Here is a 16,849-nt window from a genome sequence, read left to right as displayed (position 1 = left end):
AGGCTCGGAGGTCACTGAATTGTTCCCAAAAAGATATAGGGAGATATTTCGACGGCAACCCAACCTCTCTGCGGCGTCGAAGAAAACATGGTGCCGCCACCGATGCGGACACCGGTGACGGTACAAGGTTCCCGCGCGGGCGAAGCCGCCCGAACGAGGTTTCGCGAAACTAGCCGCGGATGAACTTCAGGACGTCCTCTGCCAGGGCGTCGACTTCTTCCTGAGTTTCTGCCTCAGCGTTCAGGCGCAGCAACGGCTCTGTGTTGGAGGCACGGACGTTGAACCAAGCCTTGGTGTCCTTAAGCTCCACGGTCACACCGTCGAGGTCATCGGTGGACTCAATGCGGTCGGCCATGCCGTCCAAGACTGCCTTGATGGAGGCCTGCTGATTCTCCACGGTGGAGTTAATCTCGCCGGACGCTGCGTAGCGGCTGTACTCGCCCATGAGCTCGCTGAGCGTGCCCTCGGACTGTCCCAGCGCAGCCAGTACATGCATGGCGGCCAGCATGCCGGAATCGGCATTGAAGAACTCGGAGAAATAGTAGTGGGCGGAGTGCTCGCCACCGAAGCCAGCTCCGGTGGCAGCCATCTCGGCCTTAATGAAGGAGTGACCCACGCGGGTCCGCACGGCCTTGCCGCCGTTTTCTTCCACGATCTCAGGAACGGCCTTGGAGGTGATCAGGTTGTGGATGATGGTGGCACCCGGGTTATTAGCCAGGAAGCGCTTGGCCACAAGAGCACAGATCGCGGACGGCGACACAGGATCACCCTTCTCGTCCACAACGAAGCAACGGTCAGCGTCGCCGTCGAAGGCCAAGCCCAGGTCCGCCCCCTGCTCGACGACGAACTTCTGCAGGTCCACGATGTTCTTCGGGTCCAGCGGGTTTGCCTCGTGGTTCGGGAAGGTGCCATCCAGCTCGAAGTACAGCGGGCGGACGTCGAGCGGCAATCCCTCGAACACGGCGGGAACGGTGTGCCCGCCCATGCCATTAGCGGCATCCACGGCAACGACCAGCGGGCGAATCTCGCCCAGCGGTACCAGTTTGTTGAGGTAGGCAGCGTAGTCCGCCAGCACGTCCTTCTCGGACTGAGATCCTGCTGCGCCGTCGAAGGCCGGTACGCCTTCCACGAGCATCGTGGAAATCTCCCCCAGGCCGGTGTCCTGGCCGACCGGCTTGGCACCCTTGCGACACAGCTTGATGCCGTTATACTTCGCCGGATTGTGGGAAGCGGTGAACATAGCACCCGCGCAGTCCATGTCGCCCGAAGCGAAGTAGAGCTCATCGGTGGAGGTCAGCCCAAGCATGACTACGTCCAGCCCCTGGGAGGTCACACCGTCGGCGAAAGCCTGGGACAACTCAGGTGAGGAAGGACGCATGTCGTGGCCGACCGCCACGGTGGTTTCCCCCTCGGCGCGCAGCAGATTGCCGAAAGCCGCGCCGGTGTCACGAACAAAGTCAACGTCGATGGATTCGCCGACCACGCCACGGACGTCGTAGGCCTTGATTACTGCAGAGATTTCTTCACGGGTACGCATGCCTTAAACTTTACCGGCATTTCCCGGGCCCGGCCCGTTAACCTGTGCACGCACGCTACCCCCCCTTGGGGCGGGCAGCACCCGCCACTGCGTCGCCGGGGGTGAGGCCGCTGGGCTACCCGTCACTGGGCCAGCTACGCATCAGCGTCATCTGCAACGACTTTGAGGTGGGCCCGGCGGCGGATTTTCTCATCCGCGACACGACGGGTGCGGAACACGGGGTGGTTGGAGTTGTCTGGGTCCGCCGCGTCGAAGTTAGCGGCCCCGTAGTCGATAACGTCGTCCCCGCTGCCCGCATCGAGCCCGTCGACGAGTCCCGTGGTGACACGGCCGTCCTCACGCACCGCTTGTGCCAAAGCGAGAAGATCGTCATCATCTTCGATCTCGACAGCTTTAACTCGCACCAGTTCCCAGTTTTTGGGCGCGGTAATGCGCGCGCTGTGAGTTTCGCAAAGATCCCAGCTGTGCGGGTTGTTTTCCTGAATGAGCGGACCGATGACCGCGGTTTGATCAGCATAGGCATAGGTCAAGGTCGCCACGGCTAACCTGTTGCAACCGGGGCGGGAACAGCGACGAGGGTTCTGATCGGGAAGGTGACTCACAGTGGGTAAGTCTAAACCGACAATTGAGAGTTTGGACAGATCGGCGCGCCATGCCGCCAACCGAGCCATGGTCCGCCCTACAATCACAGGCATGCCAGCCAGCCCGCGCCACCACATCCGCCCGCACCGCAACCGCCGCGGCCGGGGACTGCGCGGCCCCGTGCTTCCCGAGCAAACCCCGCGCTATCGTTCGCGTGCCCAAAAATTCGACATGGCTGCGCTCGAGGCCTACGCACCTATCCACAATGCTTTTGCGGAGCAACTCAGCGGGCTCGACCTCGCCGTGGATACCGTGCCGCGCATGCAACTAAGCGTAGATATGACCGTCACGCCCGACGAAATCGTGGCGGATGGCCCCGTTCCCCTCGGTCGTGTCCTACCTGCGGGCATTGACTCCCAGGGGCGGCCCACGAGGGCGCGGCTCGTTTTGTTCCGCATGCCCATTGAACAACGCTGCACCACTCTGGAAGAGCGCGCTGACGTACTGTCCACGGTTCTCACCGTGTTAGTTGCCAACTACCTCAACATCGATCCCCAAGACGTGGATCCACACTTCGCTTGGTAGCTGTTTAACGAAAAACTATTTAGCCGATTTCCCGCTTCAGGCGGCGGCGCTCACGATCGCTCAGGCCACCCCAAATGCCAAAGCGCTCGTCATGCTCCAGGGCATATTCCAAGCACTCGTCCCGCACTGCACAGGCCTGGCAAATCCGCTTGGCCTCGCGAGTAGATCCACCCTTTTCCGGGAAGAAAGCATCCGGGTCCGTCTGTGCACACAGTGCTTGGTCTTGCCACTCCTGCTCGACGGCACCAAAGAGTTCATCGAGCGACATCTCTGCAGCAGCACCGCCACGGAGAATAGCGTTATTTGGCATCTGATCCACGCTGGTTCCTCTCTCCGTAGTTGGTTTCTTAGTTGATAACGATTTGTTGTCGGTGTGTTTCTTACACTGATGTGATTACACACTGGATCACTAAATATCGTCAACCCAGAACCGTCGAATTGAGAACCCTCACAGGTAAAAGCCAAGCTAAGTTTCACACCAGTCACACCAGCCCCAACCCTCCCCCGCCGGGGGTAAAGGGCGGGGGCACTACATGTAGTAGGTGGAATAGTGTGGTCTAACTAATCCCAAGGTCTATCGGCGTGTCGCGCACACCGCGTCCCCTCAAAGAGTTTTCGGACCCACGTGCCGCTGGCTCGCCTGCGCCAAGAGGCCTATGCGTCAGGAGAGAAGCGGACGCCGCCATCCGGGATGTCCACGCCCGGCCATACGCGCATGCCGTCCTGGAGCTCGCAACGCGCGCCGATGTGTGCACCCTCGCCAATAACGCAACCGCGGATGCGGGCGTTAGCACCAACCACGGCGCCCGCCGCGATAATCGAATCCTGGATGACAGCACCAGGCTCGATGGTGACCCCGTCGAACACCACGGTGCCGTCCAAGCGGCAGCCCGCACCAATCTGCGCGCCGCGCCCCACCGAGGTGCCTCCCAAGAGCAACACGCCGCCCGCCACGCCAGCGGAAGGATCTACGAGGGCCTCGCCGCGCTCGCCGTCGAGAAGCGGCGACGGCGCGATTCCGCGCACCAGGTCTGAAGAGCCCTGCACGAAGTCATCCGGGCGGCCCATGTCACGCCAGTAAGAGTTGTCCACGTGACCGTAGAAACGCTTACCCTCTTCCAGCACTGCCGGGAACGTCTCGCGTTCCACGGAGACCGCGCGCCCCGTCGGAATGGTGGCGATGAGGTCCTTCTTGAACACGTAGCAGCCAGCGTTGATCTGATCGGTTGGCGGATCCTCCGTCTTTTCCAGGAAGGCCGTGACCCTGCCTTCGGCGTCGGTAGGCACGCAACCAAACGCGCGCGGATCCGACACGCGCAGCAGGTGCATGGTCAAATCTGCATCCTTGCTCAAATGGGTGTCCAGGATGCCATCCAAGTCCATGCCGGACAAAACGTCACCATTAAACACCATCACGGTGTCGTGACGCAGGTGATCGTAGACGTTGCGAATACCGCCACCGGTGCCAAGGGCTTCTTCCTCCACGACGTATTCGATGTCGAGACCCATCTCGGAGCCGTCACCGAAGTACTCCTCAAAGACCTCGGCCTTGTACGAGGTGGACATGACCACGTGGGTGATGCCCGCGGCCTTAATACGCGCCAACAGGTGCTGCAGGAAAGGGTGGCCTGCGGTCTGCAGCATCGGCTTTGGCGTACCGATGGTGAGCGGCCGCAGGCGGGTGCCCCGGCCACCCACCAGAATCACTGCATCAACATCTTTGGTGGCGACGGCACCGTCTGCCGCCAGCGCCGCATCCTGCGCGCGTTCATTCATCTCGTCGTGCCCTTTCCTCAAAAGATTCTCATCGTGATTCTATGCTCACCCTTCGCGGATTCTGGTGGGCGACACCCCAGCATGTCAGCACTTCCCCGCAGCACTTAGGCCCTAATGCGCGGTCAGACTGCGCCGCTAGGCGACGTCGCGCCCCGCGAGCGTGGTCATACCCGTTGCCCCACCGACGGGAACGCGGCCGCGCGCCCCAGCGCGCTTAGCATTGCGCACCCGCGCCACAGTCAGCACGGCGCGCAGCATCAGCCCGCCTTTGATGGCCCACCGGATGGGCGCCTGCCACCACGCCGGGTGCCGATCGGCCTGAAAGCGATAGGCGGAATCATGGTGGGCACGCAGCATCTTGCCCGAGTGAGCTTCCGTGGAATGCCCCTTCTCATGGGTGATAACTGCCCCGGGGCAAAAGACATTGAGGTAGCCGGCGCGATGGAAGCGATCACCTAGGTCAACGTCTTCCAGGTACATGAAATAACGCTCATCAAAACCACCAATGGCTTCAAACGCATCCCAGCGCACCAACACGCACGAACCGGAGAGCCAGCCGGCGGGACGCTCACGGGACATGTCCTCGTCGTCGCGGTAAGCCTTAGTCCACGGGTTACCCGGCCACACCGTAGAAAACAACGCGTGGCCAATCCCCGTGACGAGAGTGGGCACTGCCCGTGCGGACGGGTAGTTGGAGCCGTCTGGTTCCACGATGCGCGGCCCCACCGCAGCTGCCTGCGGCCACCGTCGGGCGCAATCAATGAGGTCATCAATCGCGCCTGGGGTGAAGGTCACATCCGGGTTGGTGATGAGGACGAAGTCGGGGTCCACTTTCCCGGCGTCGCGAAGCTCCCGCAAGCGCCGCACACCAGCGTTCATTCCTCCGCCATAGCCGAGGTTCCCGCCCGTGGCTAAGAACTCCACCCAGTCGTGGGCCGCGGCCGCAGCCTCCGGGACGCCGTCGGTAGAACCGTTATCCGCAAGGACTACATAAGCGCCCGCGGTCGTCGCGCCGGGGACGCTGTCCAGGAACTGCCCCAGGTACTTTCCTGGGGAGTAGGTGACCGTCACTACTGCGATAGGGGCCACTGGGAGCTCTTTGTTGTCATTCACAATGGCACTTACCCTACCCACCCCGGGCACATTCCGGCTGCTGCAACACCACGCTGCGCGCGTCATCCCGGCCACCGATCGGGTGAAACTTTTCTCGTTTGCCGGTTTCTAGTGGATCGGAGCGCGCCCTGCCCGCTAGACTCCAAGAGTTATCGTTTCCGATCCTTATGTTTCGTTTCATCCATTGAAACCGTTACCTCTGTCCCCCCTGCAACACTAAGAAGATTCCACTTCTGCCCCATCGACAATAGAAGAATCCACCGTGAACGAACCCGTCAACGAGCCACGTCCCCGCGCTTCCCGCGACATCCAAGCCGCGCCCGCGCTTGCACCGAAGATCAAGCAGGCTGGCCCCGCCCCGCTCAAGGGCGTCATTACAGTGCTGTCTGTCCTCGTGCTGCTGGTATCCGGCATGGGCTACTTCGCCGTGGGGCGCTTGGGCAACGAGGTAGCTTCCGCATCCAACCTCAATCTGGGCGGTTCGGGTTTTAAGCACGGGCAAGCTCCTGACGGTGCGGTCGACATCTTGTTGGTGGGTTCGGATTCGCGTACCGACGCCCAGGGCAACCCCCTGTCCGAGGAAGAATTGGCGCAGCTCCACGCGGGTATTTCCGACGGCGAGCACAATACCGACACAGTGATGCTCATCCGCGTGCCTAACGACGGTTCGCGAGCGACTGCCGTGTCCATTCCCCGCGACACCTACGTCAAGGACCCGGACCTGGGCAACATGAAGATTAACGGTGTCTTCTCCGCCCACAAGGCGGAGCTCAAGGACAAGCTTGAGGCAGAAAAGAGGGCTGATGAAGGAGACGGCGCTGGTCTTTCTGAGAAGGAGATCGAGCAGCGCAGCACCGAAGACGGTCGTGCCGCGCTCATCGCTCAGGTCACCGACCTCACCGGCATCGACATCGACCACTACGCGGAAGTGGGCCTGCTGGGCTTCACCCTGCTCACTGAGGCCGTGGGTGGCGTGGACGTCTGTCTCAATGATGACGTGGACGATGAGATGTCCGGCGCGAAGTTCAAGAAGGGCCGCCAGACCATCAACGGCGCGGAGGCGCTTGCCTTTGTCCGCCAGCGCTACGGGCTGCCTCGCGGCGACTTCGATCGCATCGTCCGCCAGCAGGCCTTCATGGCCTCCTTGGTCAACAAGGCCTTGGCCACCGACACCCTGACCAACCCCTCGAAGCTGGGCAAGATCGGCCAAGCCGTGGAACGGTCCGTGGTCATCGACGAAAACTGGGACATCATGAACTTTGCCTCCCAGCTGTCCAACCTGGCCGGTGGCAACGTCACCTTCACCACCATTCCGGTCACCAGCGTGGACGGCACGGGCGACTTCGGCGAATCCATCGTGACCGTCGACAAGGCGGAGGTGCACGATTTCATGGACGAGCTCACGCTCACCGCCGCCGAGGCCTCCGAATCCGCTGCGGCGTCTTCTTCGCAGGAGGCTGCACAGTCCTCGAGCCCGTCGACCGTCGACGACGTTGAGGTGCATGTGCTCAACGCGGGCTCCATCAGCGGCCTTGCCGCGGGAGTGGGTGGCCATCTGGAATCCAAGGGCTACCAGGTAGACCGCACCGCTAATGCTCAGCCGGGCATCTACGCCACGAGCCAGGTGGTGGCCGCCGACGCCAACGACGAGCGCGCCAGCGCCCTAGCGAAGGCGCTGGGTGGACTCCCCATTACCGCCAACCCGGCGTTGGACGACACCACCTTCATCGTGGTCACGGCCGACGACTACACCGGACCATCCGACGACAGTGCCCAGCAGTCCGCCACGGCCGACGAACCAGATTCAGAAGGCTCGACCGAGGAGTCCGGTTCCGCCACGCCTGACGAGGCCCCCGTGGGCACCCCGGGCAACGACTTCGGCACCGCCAAGGTCGCGCCCGAAATCGACGCCGGCGGCGACGGGCCGCGCTGCGTTAACTAGCGACGTCAACTAGCGACGCGCCGCTTCTCTCATCGCGCGCAGAGCCAGGACGGCTTTACGCGCCCGTGGGACGCTGAGCCGCTCGTGGTACAGCTGCTCCGCTGGGGTACGGTCAATCATGTCGTTGAGTTCCTCGAAGATCCCCAGCGCAGTGTGCACCCCGGCGCGCACCGACATGGGCAACGCGTCGATGGTGTCGCGCGCCGCCGCGAAATCAGCGCGTATCTCACTCACCAGCTCCTGCTTGCGCCCCTCGTCCAACCGTCCGGCCCCAGCCAGGTAGTCCCGGTTGAGCCCGGCTTCATCGTCGGCAATGTCACGCAAGAAATTCACCTTCTGAAAGCCCGCGCCCAGACGCCGGGCACCTTCGTCCAGGACATCCCGCCGTGCGGCGGAATACTGCTCTTCTGCGATGAACACGTCCACGCACAACATGCCGATCACTTCCGCGGAGCCGTAGATATACTCCCCCAGCGGGGCCGACTTCCCAGCAGCATCCGCACGCATGGAGCGGAAGAAGGCCCGCAGGTGTTCCGGATCAAAGCGGCAGCGCCGCGCCGTGTCCGCAAAGGCATGCAAGATGGGATCCGTCACCAACGGCTGCGACAACGCAGCAAAGACTGCCTCTTCGTAGCCATCAAGAAGCTCCAAGACGTCCCCTGGACTTGCTCCAGCCGCCGCGCCATCGACGATTTCGTCGGCGATACGCACCATCGCGTACAGGCTGCGGATGTCGCGCCGCACCCGGCGGGAGAGCAGCGACGTGGCTAAGGAAAAGCTCGTGGAGTAGTGCGCGATGACCTGCGCCGCCGCCTTATGGGACATGCGGGTGAAGCGCTCCGGTGCACCCGCGGGCCCCGGTTGCGGTGTTGTCGGCGACATCGTGCCCCTCCATGTACTCACTGTCCGCTCGTGGAATGTGCTTCGCGCGCCTCGCACGCAACGCTTAGAGCATACGTGACGCCCCGCGGCGGTTTTCCTTACGATGGGGAGGCATGGACTTGCTCACTCACCTTCTTGCCGCCGACCCGGGCACCCCGCGCCTGACCGTCTATAACGAGGCCCAAGGCTCGCGCCTAGACTTCTCCGCGCAGACCCTAGACAACTGGGCCGCCAAAGTGGGCAATTTCTACAAGGAGGAGCTGGACTTGGAAGCCGGTGACAAGGTGGTCATCGACCTGCCCGTCAGCTGGCAAGCCGCCGTGTTGGCTCTCGGCGCTATCGCCGCGGAGGTGTCCTACACGCTGCTTGGCCCGGCTGACGACGCTCCTGCCGCCGGCGCGGACCGAGACGAGCCCGGCGCGGGGAACTCTGGGGTGTGTTTTACCAGCCTCGATAAATTCGCAGACTACGACGCCGCGGGGTTTACCGACATCGTGGTGGTCACCGACGATCCCTTTGGCCGCGGCGTGGAGGAATCCGGCGGGGAGCTTCCCGCCGGCGCCATTGACTTCGGCCCCACCGTGCGCTTCTACGGGGACCACTTCCCCTACCCCACCGCGCCACTGCCGGCCCTGTTCCCGGATGCCGGGGCGTCGCAACGCCTGCTCAGCACCGGATGGTCCAACAACGCCGACTTCGACCGGACGGTGTTGGTCCCCCTCGCCGCGGGCGGCTCCGCCGTGGTGGTCACCGGCCTCGTACCCGCGGAGCGGCTCGAGTCCATCGCGCAGAGTGAGAAGGTTACCGCCCGCGACGAGCGCTGAAGAAGGCTCGCGGCCACGCTAGGCGCAACCGCCGGGTCCTTCCTCCCACGCGGCTCGGATCAACTCCTCGAGGACTTCAAGGTCAATGTCCTCGGGCTTGTTCACGTACACGCACGACACTGACGAGGTGTGCTTGCCCAGCACCGCACTGAGTGTGTCCCACCGGCTACTGCCTTGGATGCCGTAGAGCGAAAGCTTGGCTGTGCGTGGGGAGAAACCAACGCGGAAGGTATCACCCTCGCGTCCGGTGGCGTAGACGTAGTGGGCCTCGCCGTAGCCAATCATGGACGGCCCCCACAGCACCGGTTCCTCGCCAGTCGCGCGGCCGAAGACGTCAAGCAGGGTCTGCGCGTGGCCATAGCGCCGCTCGGACAGCGTGGCGAGGTATTCCTCGAGGTCGCGCTCGTCACCGGCCTGTGTCTTGATGTCCGCGGCGGATTGGCCGGTATTGCCCACCGTCCACGTCCCCGACCGATCTTCTGACGCGGGAACGTCGCCGCTCAGGCTGAGACCGCGCTCCACCAGCGCCGCCTGCACCCGCTCAAGGCCGCGCTTGCCGACGCCGTGGAGGGCCAGCAACGCCGCGTAATCCGCTCCGTCGAGAGCCTCAAGATGCGCGTAACCCGCCTCAGCGAATGCACGCGCGGCCGGCTTTCCCACACCGGGGAGGGCGGACAACTCCGTGTGTTGCTTCGTCATACTTGTCTTTTCTACCGCATAGCCCTCGTAGTGGGGCGGGCAATGAGAGCGAGTACATTGGGTGACCATGCTCGTTTACATCGCAATCGGCCTGCTGCTGGGGATCGGCGCGGTGGTCCAGGGCACCGTGGGTTTTGGGTTGGGAACCCTGGCCACGCCCATCATCGCCTTGGTCAAGCCCGAACTGCTGCCCACGATGATTATCTCGCTGGCCCTGGTGTTGTCCATCGCAATGCTGCGCCGCGAGCACGGCGGCATCTCCTGGAAGCTCGTGGGGCTGGCTAGCCTCGGCCGGGTGCCCGGCTCGCTGTTCGGCGCGTGGGCTGTCGCTGCCTTGTCGCTCAACGGCATCTCGCTGTGCATCGGCCTGGCGGTCATCCTGGCCATGACGTTGTCCCGCCTGGGTTGGAGTCCGCGCCCCACCACGCCGAATACGTTGGTCGCCGGCGTCGCCTCGGGTGCCTTGGGCACCTCGACGTCGATTGGCGGGCCGCCCATGGCGCTCATCATGAAGCACGAATCCCCCGCGGTCGCCCGCGGGACGCTGAGCGCCACGTTCCTTATCGGTTGCGTGATTTCTCTCCTCACGCTCCAGTTCAGCGGCGGGCTGACGCTCCTCCAACTGCAGGCCGCGCTGGCTTATCTCCCGGTCGTGGCCGCGGGATACCTGGTATCCACGCGGCTGAACAAGAAGATCGACGCCGCGCGGCTGCAGCGCCTCGTGGTCGCGGTGTCCATCGGCGCTGCCCTGCTCCTCCTAGCGAAGGTGGCGCTGAGTACGCTCGGCGGATAGGAACCCGCTAGGGGTTGCGCGGCCCCAGCGGGCCGTAATCGAAGTCCGCGGTCTGCGGGCCGAACGCGCGCAGGCCGGCCGGTGCGTCTTCGGGATCCATGTGGATCTCCAGGAACACGCCCTTCTCGCCGTCCAGCTTCTCGATGGCCGCGAGTGCGTCCTCGAGTTCGCCTTCGGTGCGGGCCTGGAGGGCTTCCATGGTGGTCTCCGCGTCGAAGACCTTGGGCAGGCCAGCGTAGTCCCAGTTCGCGATGTCGTTGTACTCGCGGTCCATGCCCAGAATGTAGCGCTCGATGGTGTAGCCGCGGTTGTTGAGCAGGACGATGATGGGCTTCTGGTCCTGGCGCAGCATGGTGGACAGTTCCTGCGCGGTGAGCTGGAAGGAGCCGTCGCCGATAAACAGCACGTGGCGACGATCCTCCGCAGCAAGCATAGAGCCCAAGGTCGCGGGCAGGGTGAAGCCGATGGAACCCCAGATTGGCGAGTTGATGTAGGTGACACCGTCCGGGAAGCGCTGGGTACCCAGGCCGATGTTGGAGGTACCGGCCTCAGCCACCACCACGTCGCCTTCCTTAATGAAGGCCCCGAAGCGGTTCCAGATGCGCTCGTGGGTCAAAGGCTTGTCGCCGCCGAAGTCCTCGGCCACCTCCGGCAGCGCAGCGGACTGTGCTTCCTCCTTTGCCTCACCGTCGCCGGCGACCTTCCCGAGGTTGGCCACGGCCTCATTGAGGCGGGCGAAAAACTCGCGGGTGTTGATGCCCACGTAGAACTCGCCGCCCACGGCTACGTGCTGGTCGCCCACGTTGACCACGGACGCCTCTGGCAGGTCGTGGGTGAACCCGCCCGAGTTCACCTCGATGAAGCGCGGGGTGGTGGTGAGCAGGAAGTCGGCGGTTTCCACGCGGTCCTGCACACCAGGCGCGGAGGCTTTGCCGTTGTAGGTCCCGATGAACTGCGGGTGGCGCTCCGGGAGGATGGCCTTGCCGGACGGCAGCTGGGAGTAGTTCACGCCAGTGGTTTCCACGAAGGTCAGCAGGTCCTGCTGGAATTCGTGGCGCGCGGCGTCCTGGTCCACCAGCACCAGTGGGGCCTTGGCATCCTTGAGCTTGGCGACGGTCGCGTCCACGGCGTCGGCAAGTCGGCGCTCGTCGGAGGTCGGCAGTTCTGGATCCAGCGGGGTGTCCGGGACATCCACCTCCAAGTGCGTGATGTCAGACGGCACCTGGATGTGGACCGGGAGGGACTCGCGCACAGCCAGCGAGATGACGCGGTCGATTTCCACCACGGCGTTGGCCGGGGTCAGGCGCACGGCGGCCGCGGTGAATGGGCGGAAGGCGGCGAGCATGTTGTCAAAGTTGCCCTCCGCCAGGGAATGGTGCACCAGGTAGCGATACTCGATGGCGAAGAGGGGCGGCGCGCCAGCGACGGAGATGAAAGGCACGTGCTCCGCGGCGGCACCGGCCACGCCGTTCAGCGCGGAGAGTTCGCCCACGCCGTAGGTGGTGAGCAAGGCGCCGAGGCGGCGCTGGCGGGCGTAGCCGTCCACCGCGTAGGCGGCGTTGAGTTCGTTGCAGGTGCCCACGAAGCGGACGCCGTCGAAGGCCTCGATCTGTTCCAGCCAGTTGAGGTTGAAGTCGCCGGGAACGCCGATGACCTCGGAGACTCCTACTTCTTTCAGACGGCGGAGCAAGAACTCGCCAATGGTGGTTCGCATAACTTCCTTTCGTTCGTGGGCACTGCCAGCCGGGGATGCGTCTAGCCGAAGCCCCTGCCAGTTTGAGGTTCAGGTCACATTATGCAACATGAGTGCGCCATGTGTCCGCTGTATGAGAAACCTACCCTAGTAGAGCCTGGATCACCCCCACGACAAGGTGTGCCCCACAACCTTTCCAATACATTTATGGCGAGCTTCACATTTTGCGGGTTTGGGTCTACACTATCCTCATCCCATTCAAGATTGTTCAACAATCTTCGGGTCTCCGTATCACTAGCTTTATCTTCACAAAAGGGGTGGCAGCTTCAGTCATGACAGTGACCATTGATCTCAACGCCGATCTCGGCGAAACCACCGCGGGCAATCCCGTGGCGGACGACGCCGCCATGCTGGACATGGTCTCCAGCGCCAACGTGGCCTGCGGCTTCCACGCCGGTGACGCCCACTCCATCGCCCAGACCGTCAAGGCCGCCGCTGAGCGCGGCGTCGTCGTCGGCGCCCACATCGGCTACAACGACATCGCCGGATTCGGCCGCCGCTTCATGGAGTACTCCCCCGCCGAGCTCGCGGACGAGACCCTGTACCAAATCGGCGCCCTTGACGCCCTGTGCCGCGCGAACGGCACCGCAGTCTCCTACGTCAAGCCGCACGGCGCGCTCTACAACGCCATCGTGCACCACGAGGCCCAGGCACAGGCCGTAGTCGACGGCGTGAAAGCCTTCGGCGATCTGCCGCTCATGCTCCTGCCCGGCGCCGTGGCCTGCGACCTCGCCGAGAAGGCCGGCCTACGAGTTATCCGCGAAGCCTTCTCTGACCGCAACTACAATCCCGACGGCACACTCGTGTCCCGCACCCAGGACAACGCCGTCATGCATGACCCGGAGGCGGTAGCCGCGCGCGTGCTCCAGGTAGCCACCAAGGGCTCGATCACTGCCGTCGATGGCTCCGTGCTCGACGTGCGCGCCGAGTCCGTCTGTACCCACGGCGACTCCCCTGGCGCGGTGGAACTCCTGCGCGGCGTCGTCAAGCAGCTCGGTGACCAGGGCATCGAGATTCGGAGCTTCCTATGAGCGCAATCATTCACAAAGTAGGCACCCGCGCCCTGCTCGTAGACCTGGATTCCTTGGCCCAAGTGATGGACTGGCACGCGGAAATGACCGCCCACCCGCTGGAGTACCAGGTGGACTGCATCGCGGCCGCCAAAACCGTGCTGCTCACCTTCGGCTCCCCACTCGCTGCCGAGGAGGCGGCGGAGAAACTGCAGGACTTCTCCCCTTCCGCGGCCACCCTGCGTGATCCCCGCACCGTGGAAATCGCCGTGCGCTACGACGGCGAGGACCTTGAGGAGGCCGCGGACGTGCTCGGCATGTCCCGCGAGGCGCTCATTGACTGGCACACCTCCACCGAATGGACCGCCGCTTTCGGCGGCTTTGCGCCCGGCTTTACTTACTGCGCGCCCTCTGACCCGAAGGCCGCCAAGCAGGTGCCGCGCCGCGCCACCCCGCGCACCGCGGTCCCGGCGGGCGCCGTGGGCATCGCGGGCGATTTCTCCGCGGTGTACCCACGCGTGTCCCCGGGTGGCTGGCAGCTCATCGGCACCACTAACACCCCGATGTGGGAGTCTCACACCGAGCCGCCAGCGTTGGTACAACCCGGCGACCGCGTGCGCTACCTCGCCGTAGACGAGCTGCCGGAGCTCACCGCCGATTCCGATCGCATCAAGAAGTCCCCGCCGCGCCTGCCACGCCTGGAGCTTCTCGACGCCGGCCTCCTCACCCTCTTCCAAGACCTCGGCCGCCCCGGCCGCGGCGACCTGGGTGTCACCCCGTCGGGTGCCGCGGACCAAGCCTCGGCCGCCACGGCGAATATCGCTGTGGGTAACCCGCGTGGCGCGACCGTCCTGGAGAACGTCGGTGGCATGAGCCTGCGAGCACTCACCGACACCGTGGTGGCCGTCACCGGCGCACTCACCGCGGTACGTCTCAATGACTACCCGGTGTCCCTCGCCAAGCCCATCCTGGTCACCGCGGGCAGCACACTCACGGTGGCCCCGGCCAAGCTCGGCTTCCGCAACTACCTGGCCGTGCGCGGCGGCATCGTCGCTGACTCTGAACTGGGCTCCTCCTCCACCGACGTGCTCTCCGGCCTGGGCCCCGACCCGGTCAAATCCGGTGACATCATCGGCGTGCTCCCGCTGGCAGAAAAGCTCACCGACGCCCAACTGACCAACCCGCTGCGCGTGACCGGCCGCCCGGGCACAACCGAGGCCGTACTGCGCTGCGTGCCCGGCCCGCGCGACGACTGGTTCGGCCACGACCTCACGGCGTTTACCGAGACCACGTGGACAGTGTCTAGCTCCTCCAACCGCGTCGGCCTCCGCGTGGAGGGCGACGCCACCATCGAGCGCACCCACGACGGCGAGCTGCCTTCCGAGGGCATGGTCGCCGGTTCCGTCCAGGTGCCGCCCAACGGCAAGCCGGTGGTCTTCCTGCGCGATCACGCCGTCACCGGTGGTTACCCCGTCATCGCCACCGTCATCGAAGAGGACATCGACGTCGCCGCCCAACTCCCGCCGGGCGCCCGCGTCCGCTTTGAGATCCTCACCCCCGCCACACCCGCCCAGCCCGAACAAGGAGACAAATAAATGACCACCACAGCTTCCACAGCTTCCACCATTTCCACCGTGCTCATCGCCAACCGCGGCGAGATCGCAGTGCGCATCGCCCGCGTCGCCCGCGACCTCGGCATCCGGTCTGTGGCCGTGTACTCCGAGGCCGACGCCGGCGCGTTGCATACCCAGGTCGCCGACGAGGCCTATGCCCTGCCAGGCAACACCGCGGGTGACACGTACATGAACGTCCCCGCGCTGCTGGACATCGCCGTGCGCGCCGGGGCCGACGCCGTGCACCCGGGTTACGGCTTCCTCTCCGAGAACTCCGAGTTCGCCCAGATGGTCACCGCGGCGGGCCTGCGCTGGATCGGCCCCTCCCCGGAAGCTATCGAGCTGCTGGGCGACAAGATCGCCGCGCGTCGCGTGGCCACCGAGGTCGGCGCCCCGCTGGCACCGGGAACCTCCGACCCCATCGACGACTGGCAGGAGGCGCGCCGCTTCGCTGAAGAGCATGGCTTGCCGATCGCCATTAAGGCGGCCTACGGCGGCGGCGGTCGCGGCCTGAAAGTCGTGGACAAGCTGGAAGACATCGAGGGCGCGTTCAATTCCGCGGGCCGCGAGGCCATGGAAGCCTTCGGCCGCGCCGAGTGCTACGTCGAGAAGTTCCTCACCCACCCGCGTCACGTGGAGGCCCAGGTCTTGGCCGATACCCACGGCAACGTCGTGGTGGTGGGCACCCGTGACTGCTCCACCCAGCGCCGCTTCCAGAAGCTCATCGAGGAGGCCCCGGCGCCGAACCTCACCGACGCCCAGCGCGAGGGCATCATCGAGGGCGCGCGTTCTATCTGCAAGAAGGTGGGGTACACCGGCGCCGGCACCGTGGAATACATCGTCTCCGAGGACGGCACCATCTCCTTCCTGGAGGTTAACACCCGCGTCCAGGTCGAGCACCCAGTCACCGAGGTGGTCTCCGGCGTGGACATCATCGCCGAGCAGTTCCGCATCGCCGCGGGCCAGCCGCTGTCCATCACTGAGGATCCCAAGGCTGAGGGCCATGCCTTCGAGTTCCGCATCAACGCTGAGGACATCCTCAACGGCTTCGCGCCCTGCCCCGGCACCGTGACCTCGTTTGAGCCGCCGACCGGCCCAGGCATCCGCGTGGACGCCGCCGTGCGCTCGGGCTCCATCGTTCCGCCGTACTACGACTCGCTCATCGCCAAGCTCATCGTGTGGGGCCCTAGCCGCGAGGTGGCGCTGCGCCGCGCGAAGCAGGCGCTGAAGGAGTTCACCGTCACCGGCGTACGCACCGTGCTGCCCTTCCACCGCGACATGATGGATGACCCGGCACTGACCGGCGACACCCTGGGGATTTACACCGACTGGGTGGACCAGAACTACCGCCCGTCGGCCTCCATCCGCTCGGAGAAGGTGGACGCCATCTATACCCAGCGCCGCAACGTCGCCGTGGAAATCGACGGCAAGATCGTCAACATCGGCCTGCCAGTGGAGCTGTTTTCCGCGCAGACCAACGCGCCGTCGTCCGCTGCTCCCTCCACCGCGGGCCCGTCCGCGGCCGATGACAACGCCGTGACCTCCCCGTTCGAGGGCAACCTCGTGGAATGGAACGTCGAGGACGGCGCCGAGGTGGCCGAGGGCGACAAGATCGCCACCGTGGAGGCCATGAAGATGGAATCCGCCATCAAGGCCCCGAAGGCCGGCACCATTTCGATCTCCGCCAAGGCTGGCGACCGCCTCACCTCGGAGACCGTCATCGCCACGATCGACTAATGC

At 64.6% G+C, this 16,849-nt stretch carries 15 protein-coding genes; 7 read left to right on the top strand and 8 right to left on the bottom strand.

The genetic code is table 11. The annotated features are described in order from the left end of the window. Positions 1-169: 169 nt before the first annotated feature. Together H0194_RS08280 and H0194_RS08275 are read right to left on the bottom strand one after the other, a co-directional pair. Entirely contained in the window at positions 170-1,537 is a 1,368-nt protein-coding gene (locus H0194_RS08280) for a phosphomannomutase/phosphoglucomutase (RefSeq protein ID WP_185175455.1), read from the bottom strand. A gap of 134 nt (positions 1,538-1,671) precedes the next feature. Next, entirely contained in the window at positions 1,672-2,208 is a 537-nt protein-coding gene (locus H0194_RS08275) for a DUF3499 domain-containing protein (RefSeq protein ID WP_185175454.1), read from the bottom strand. A gap of 22 nt (positions 2,209-2,230) precedes the next feature. Here H0194_RS08275 and H0194_RS08270 point away from each other — a divergent pair, with 22 nt between their 5' ends. Continuing rightward, positions 2,231-2,704 (top strand): metallopeptidase family protein, encoded by a 474-nt coding sequence (locus H0194_RS08270; protein ID WP_185175453.1) that lies wholly within the window; start codon positions 2,231-2,233, stop codon positions 2,702-2,704. 19 nt (positions 2,705-2,723) lie between these two features. Here H0194_RS08270 and H0194_RS08265 read toward each other — a convergent pair whose 3' ends face one another. The 3 genes from H0194_RS08265 to H0194_RS08255 form a co-directional block, all read right to left on the bottom strand. Continuing rightward, positions 2,724-3,023 (bottom strand): WhiB family transcriptional regulator, encoded by a 300-nt coding sequence (locus tag H0194_RS08265; RefSeq protein ID WP_425486426.1) that lies wholly within the window; start codon positions 3,021-3,023, stop codon positions 2,724-2,726. A gap of 335 nt (positions 3,024-3,358) precedes the next feature. Beyond that, positions 3,359-4,480, bottom strand: a complete 1,122-nt coding sequence (manB, locus tag H0194_RS08260; protein ID WP_185175452.1) for a mannose-1-phosphate guanylyltransferase — start codon at positions 4,478-4,480, stop codon at positions 3,359-3,361. 135 nt (positions 4,481-4,615) lie between these two features. Further along, positions 4,616-5,614 (bottom strand): glycosyltransferase family 2 protein, encoded by a 999-nt coding sequence (locus H0194_RS08255; RefSeq protein ID WP_425486425.1) that lies wholly within the window; start codon positions 5,612-5,614, stop codon positions 4,616-4,618. A gap of 391 nt (positions 5,615-6,005) precedes the next feature. On the opposite strand from H0194_RS08255, the gene H0194_RS08250 reads away from it, so the two are divergent. Next, entirely contained in the window at positions 6,006-7,535 is a 1,530-nt protein-coding gene (locus tag H0194_RS08250) for an LCP family protein (RefSeq protein WP_246389161.1), read from the top strand. Positions 7,536-7,544: 9 nt separating this feature from the next. Here H0194_RS08250 and H0194_RS08245 read toward each other — a convergent pair whose 3' ends face one another. Next, a complete protein-coding gene (locus H0194_RS08245) occupies positions 7,545-8,417 on the bottom strand; it encodes a phytoene/squalene synthase family protein (RefSeq protein WP_185175449.1) in 873 nt (290 codons plus the stop codon). Positions 8,418-8,530: 113 nt separating this feature from the next. Between H0194_RS08245 and H0194_RS08240 the strand changes: the two genes are divergently transcribed. Further along, complete coding sequence (locus tag H0194_RS08240) at positions 8,531-9,241, top strand: TIGR03089 family protein (protein WP_185175448.1); 711 nt, start codon at positions 8,531-8,533, stop codon at positions 9,239-9,241. Positions 9,242-9,259: 18 nt separating this feature from the next. On the opposite strand, the gene H0194_RS08235 is transcribed toward H0194_RS08240, so the two are convergent. Further along, positions 9,260-9,940 carry a DUF1801 domain-containing protein gene (locus tag H0194_RS08235; RefSeq protein ID WP_185175447.1) on the bottom strand — a complete coding sequence of 227 codons (681 nt, stop codon included), beginning with the start codon at positions 9,938-9,940 and terminating at the stop codon, positions 9,260-9,262. A 67-nt stretch (positions 9,941-10,007) separates the two neighbouring features. Between H0194_RS08235 and H0194_RS08230 the strand changes: the two genes are divergently transcribed. After that, the gene (locus tag H0194_RS08230) at positions 10,008-10,733 is read left to right on the top strand and encodes a sulfite exporter TauE/SafE family protein (RefSeq protein WP_185175446.1); all 726 of its coding nucleotides are present in this window, start codon (positions 10,008-10,010) and stop codon (positions 10,731-10,733) included. Between the two features lie 7 nt (positions 10,734-10,740). Here H0194_RS08230 and H0194_RS08225 read toward each other — a convergent pair whose 3' ends face one another. Next, on the bottom strand, positions 10,741-12,447 hold the full coding sequence (locus tag H0194_RS08225) for an alpha-keto acid decarboxylase family protein (protein ID WP_185175445.1): 1,707 nt from the start codon (positions 12,445-12,447) through the stop codon (positions 10,741-10,743). 311 nt (positions 12,448-12,758) lie between these two features. Here H0194_RS08225 and H0194_RS08220 point away from each other — a divergent pair, with 311 nt between their 5' ends. From H0194_RS08220 to H0194_RS08210, 3 genes are read left to right on the top strand one after another with little or no spacing between them, the layout of a single operon-like run. Then, complete coding sequence (locus H0194_RS08220; protein ID WP_185175444.1) at positions 12,759-13,517, top strand: LamB/YcsF family protein; 759 nt, start codon at positions 12,759-12,761, stop codon at positions 13,515-13,517. Further along, positions 13,514-15,091, top strand: coding sequence for a 5-oxoprolinase subunit B/C family protein (locus H0194_RS08215; protein ID WP_185175443.1), 1,578 nt, complete (start codon positions 13,514-13,516; stop codon positions 15,089-15,091). Before H0194_RS08220 ends, H0194_RS08215 begins: the two co-directional genes overlap by 4 nt. Then, positions 15,092-16,846 (top strand): acetyl/propionyl/methylcrotonyl-CoA carboxylase subunit alpha, encoded by a 1,755-nt coding sequence (locus H0194_RS08210; protein ID WP_185175442.1) that lies wholly within the window; start codon positions 15,092-15,094, stop codon positions 16,844-16,846. The last annotated feature ends 3 nt before the right edge of the window (positions 16,847-16,849 follow it).

The sequence above is a fragment of the Corynebacterium incognita genome, assembly GCF_014217255.1.
Taxonomy (GTDB): Bacteria; Actinomycetota; Actinomycetes; order Mycobacteriales; family Mycobacteriaceae; genus Corynebacterium; species Corynebacterium incognitum.
This window is presented reverse-complemented; position numbering and strand designations above follow the sequence as displayed.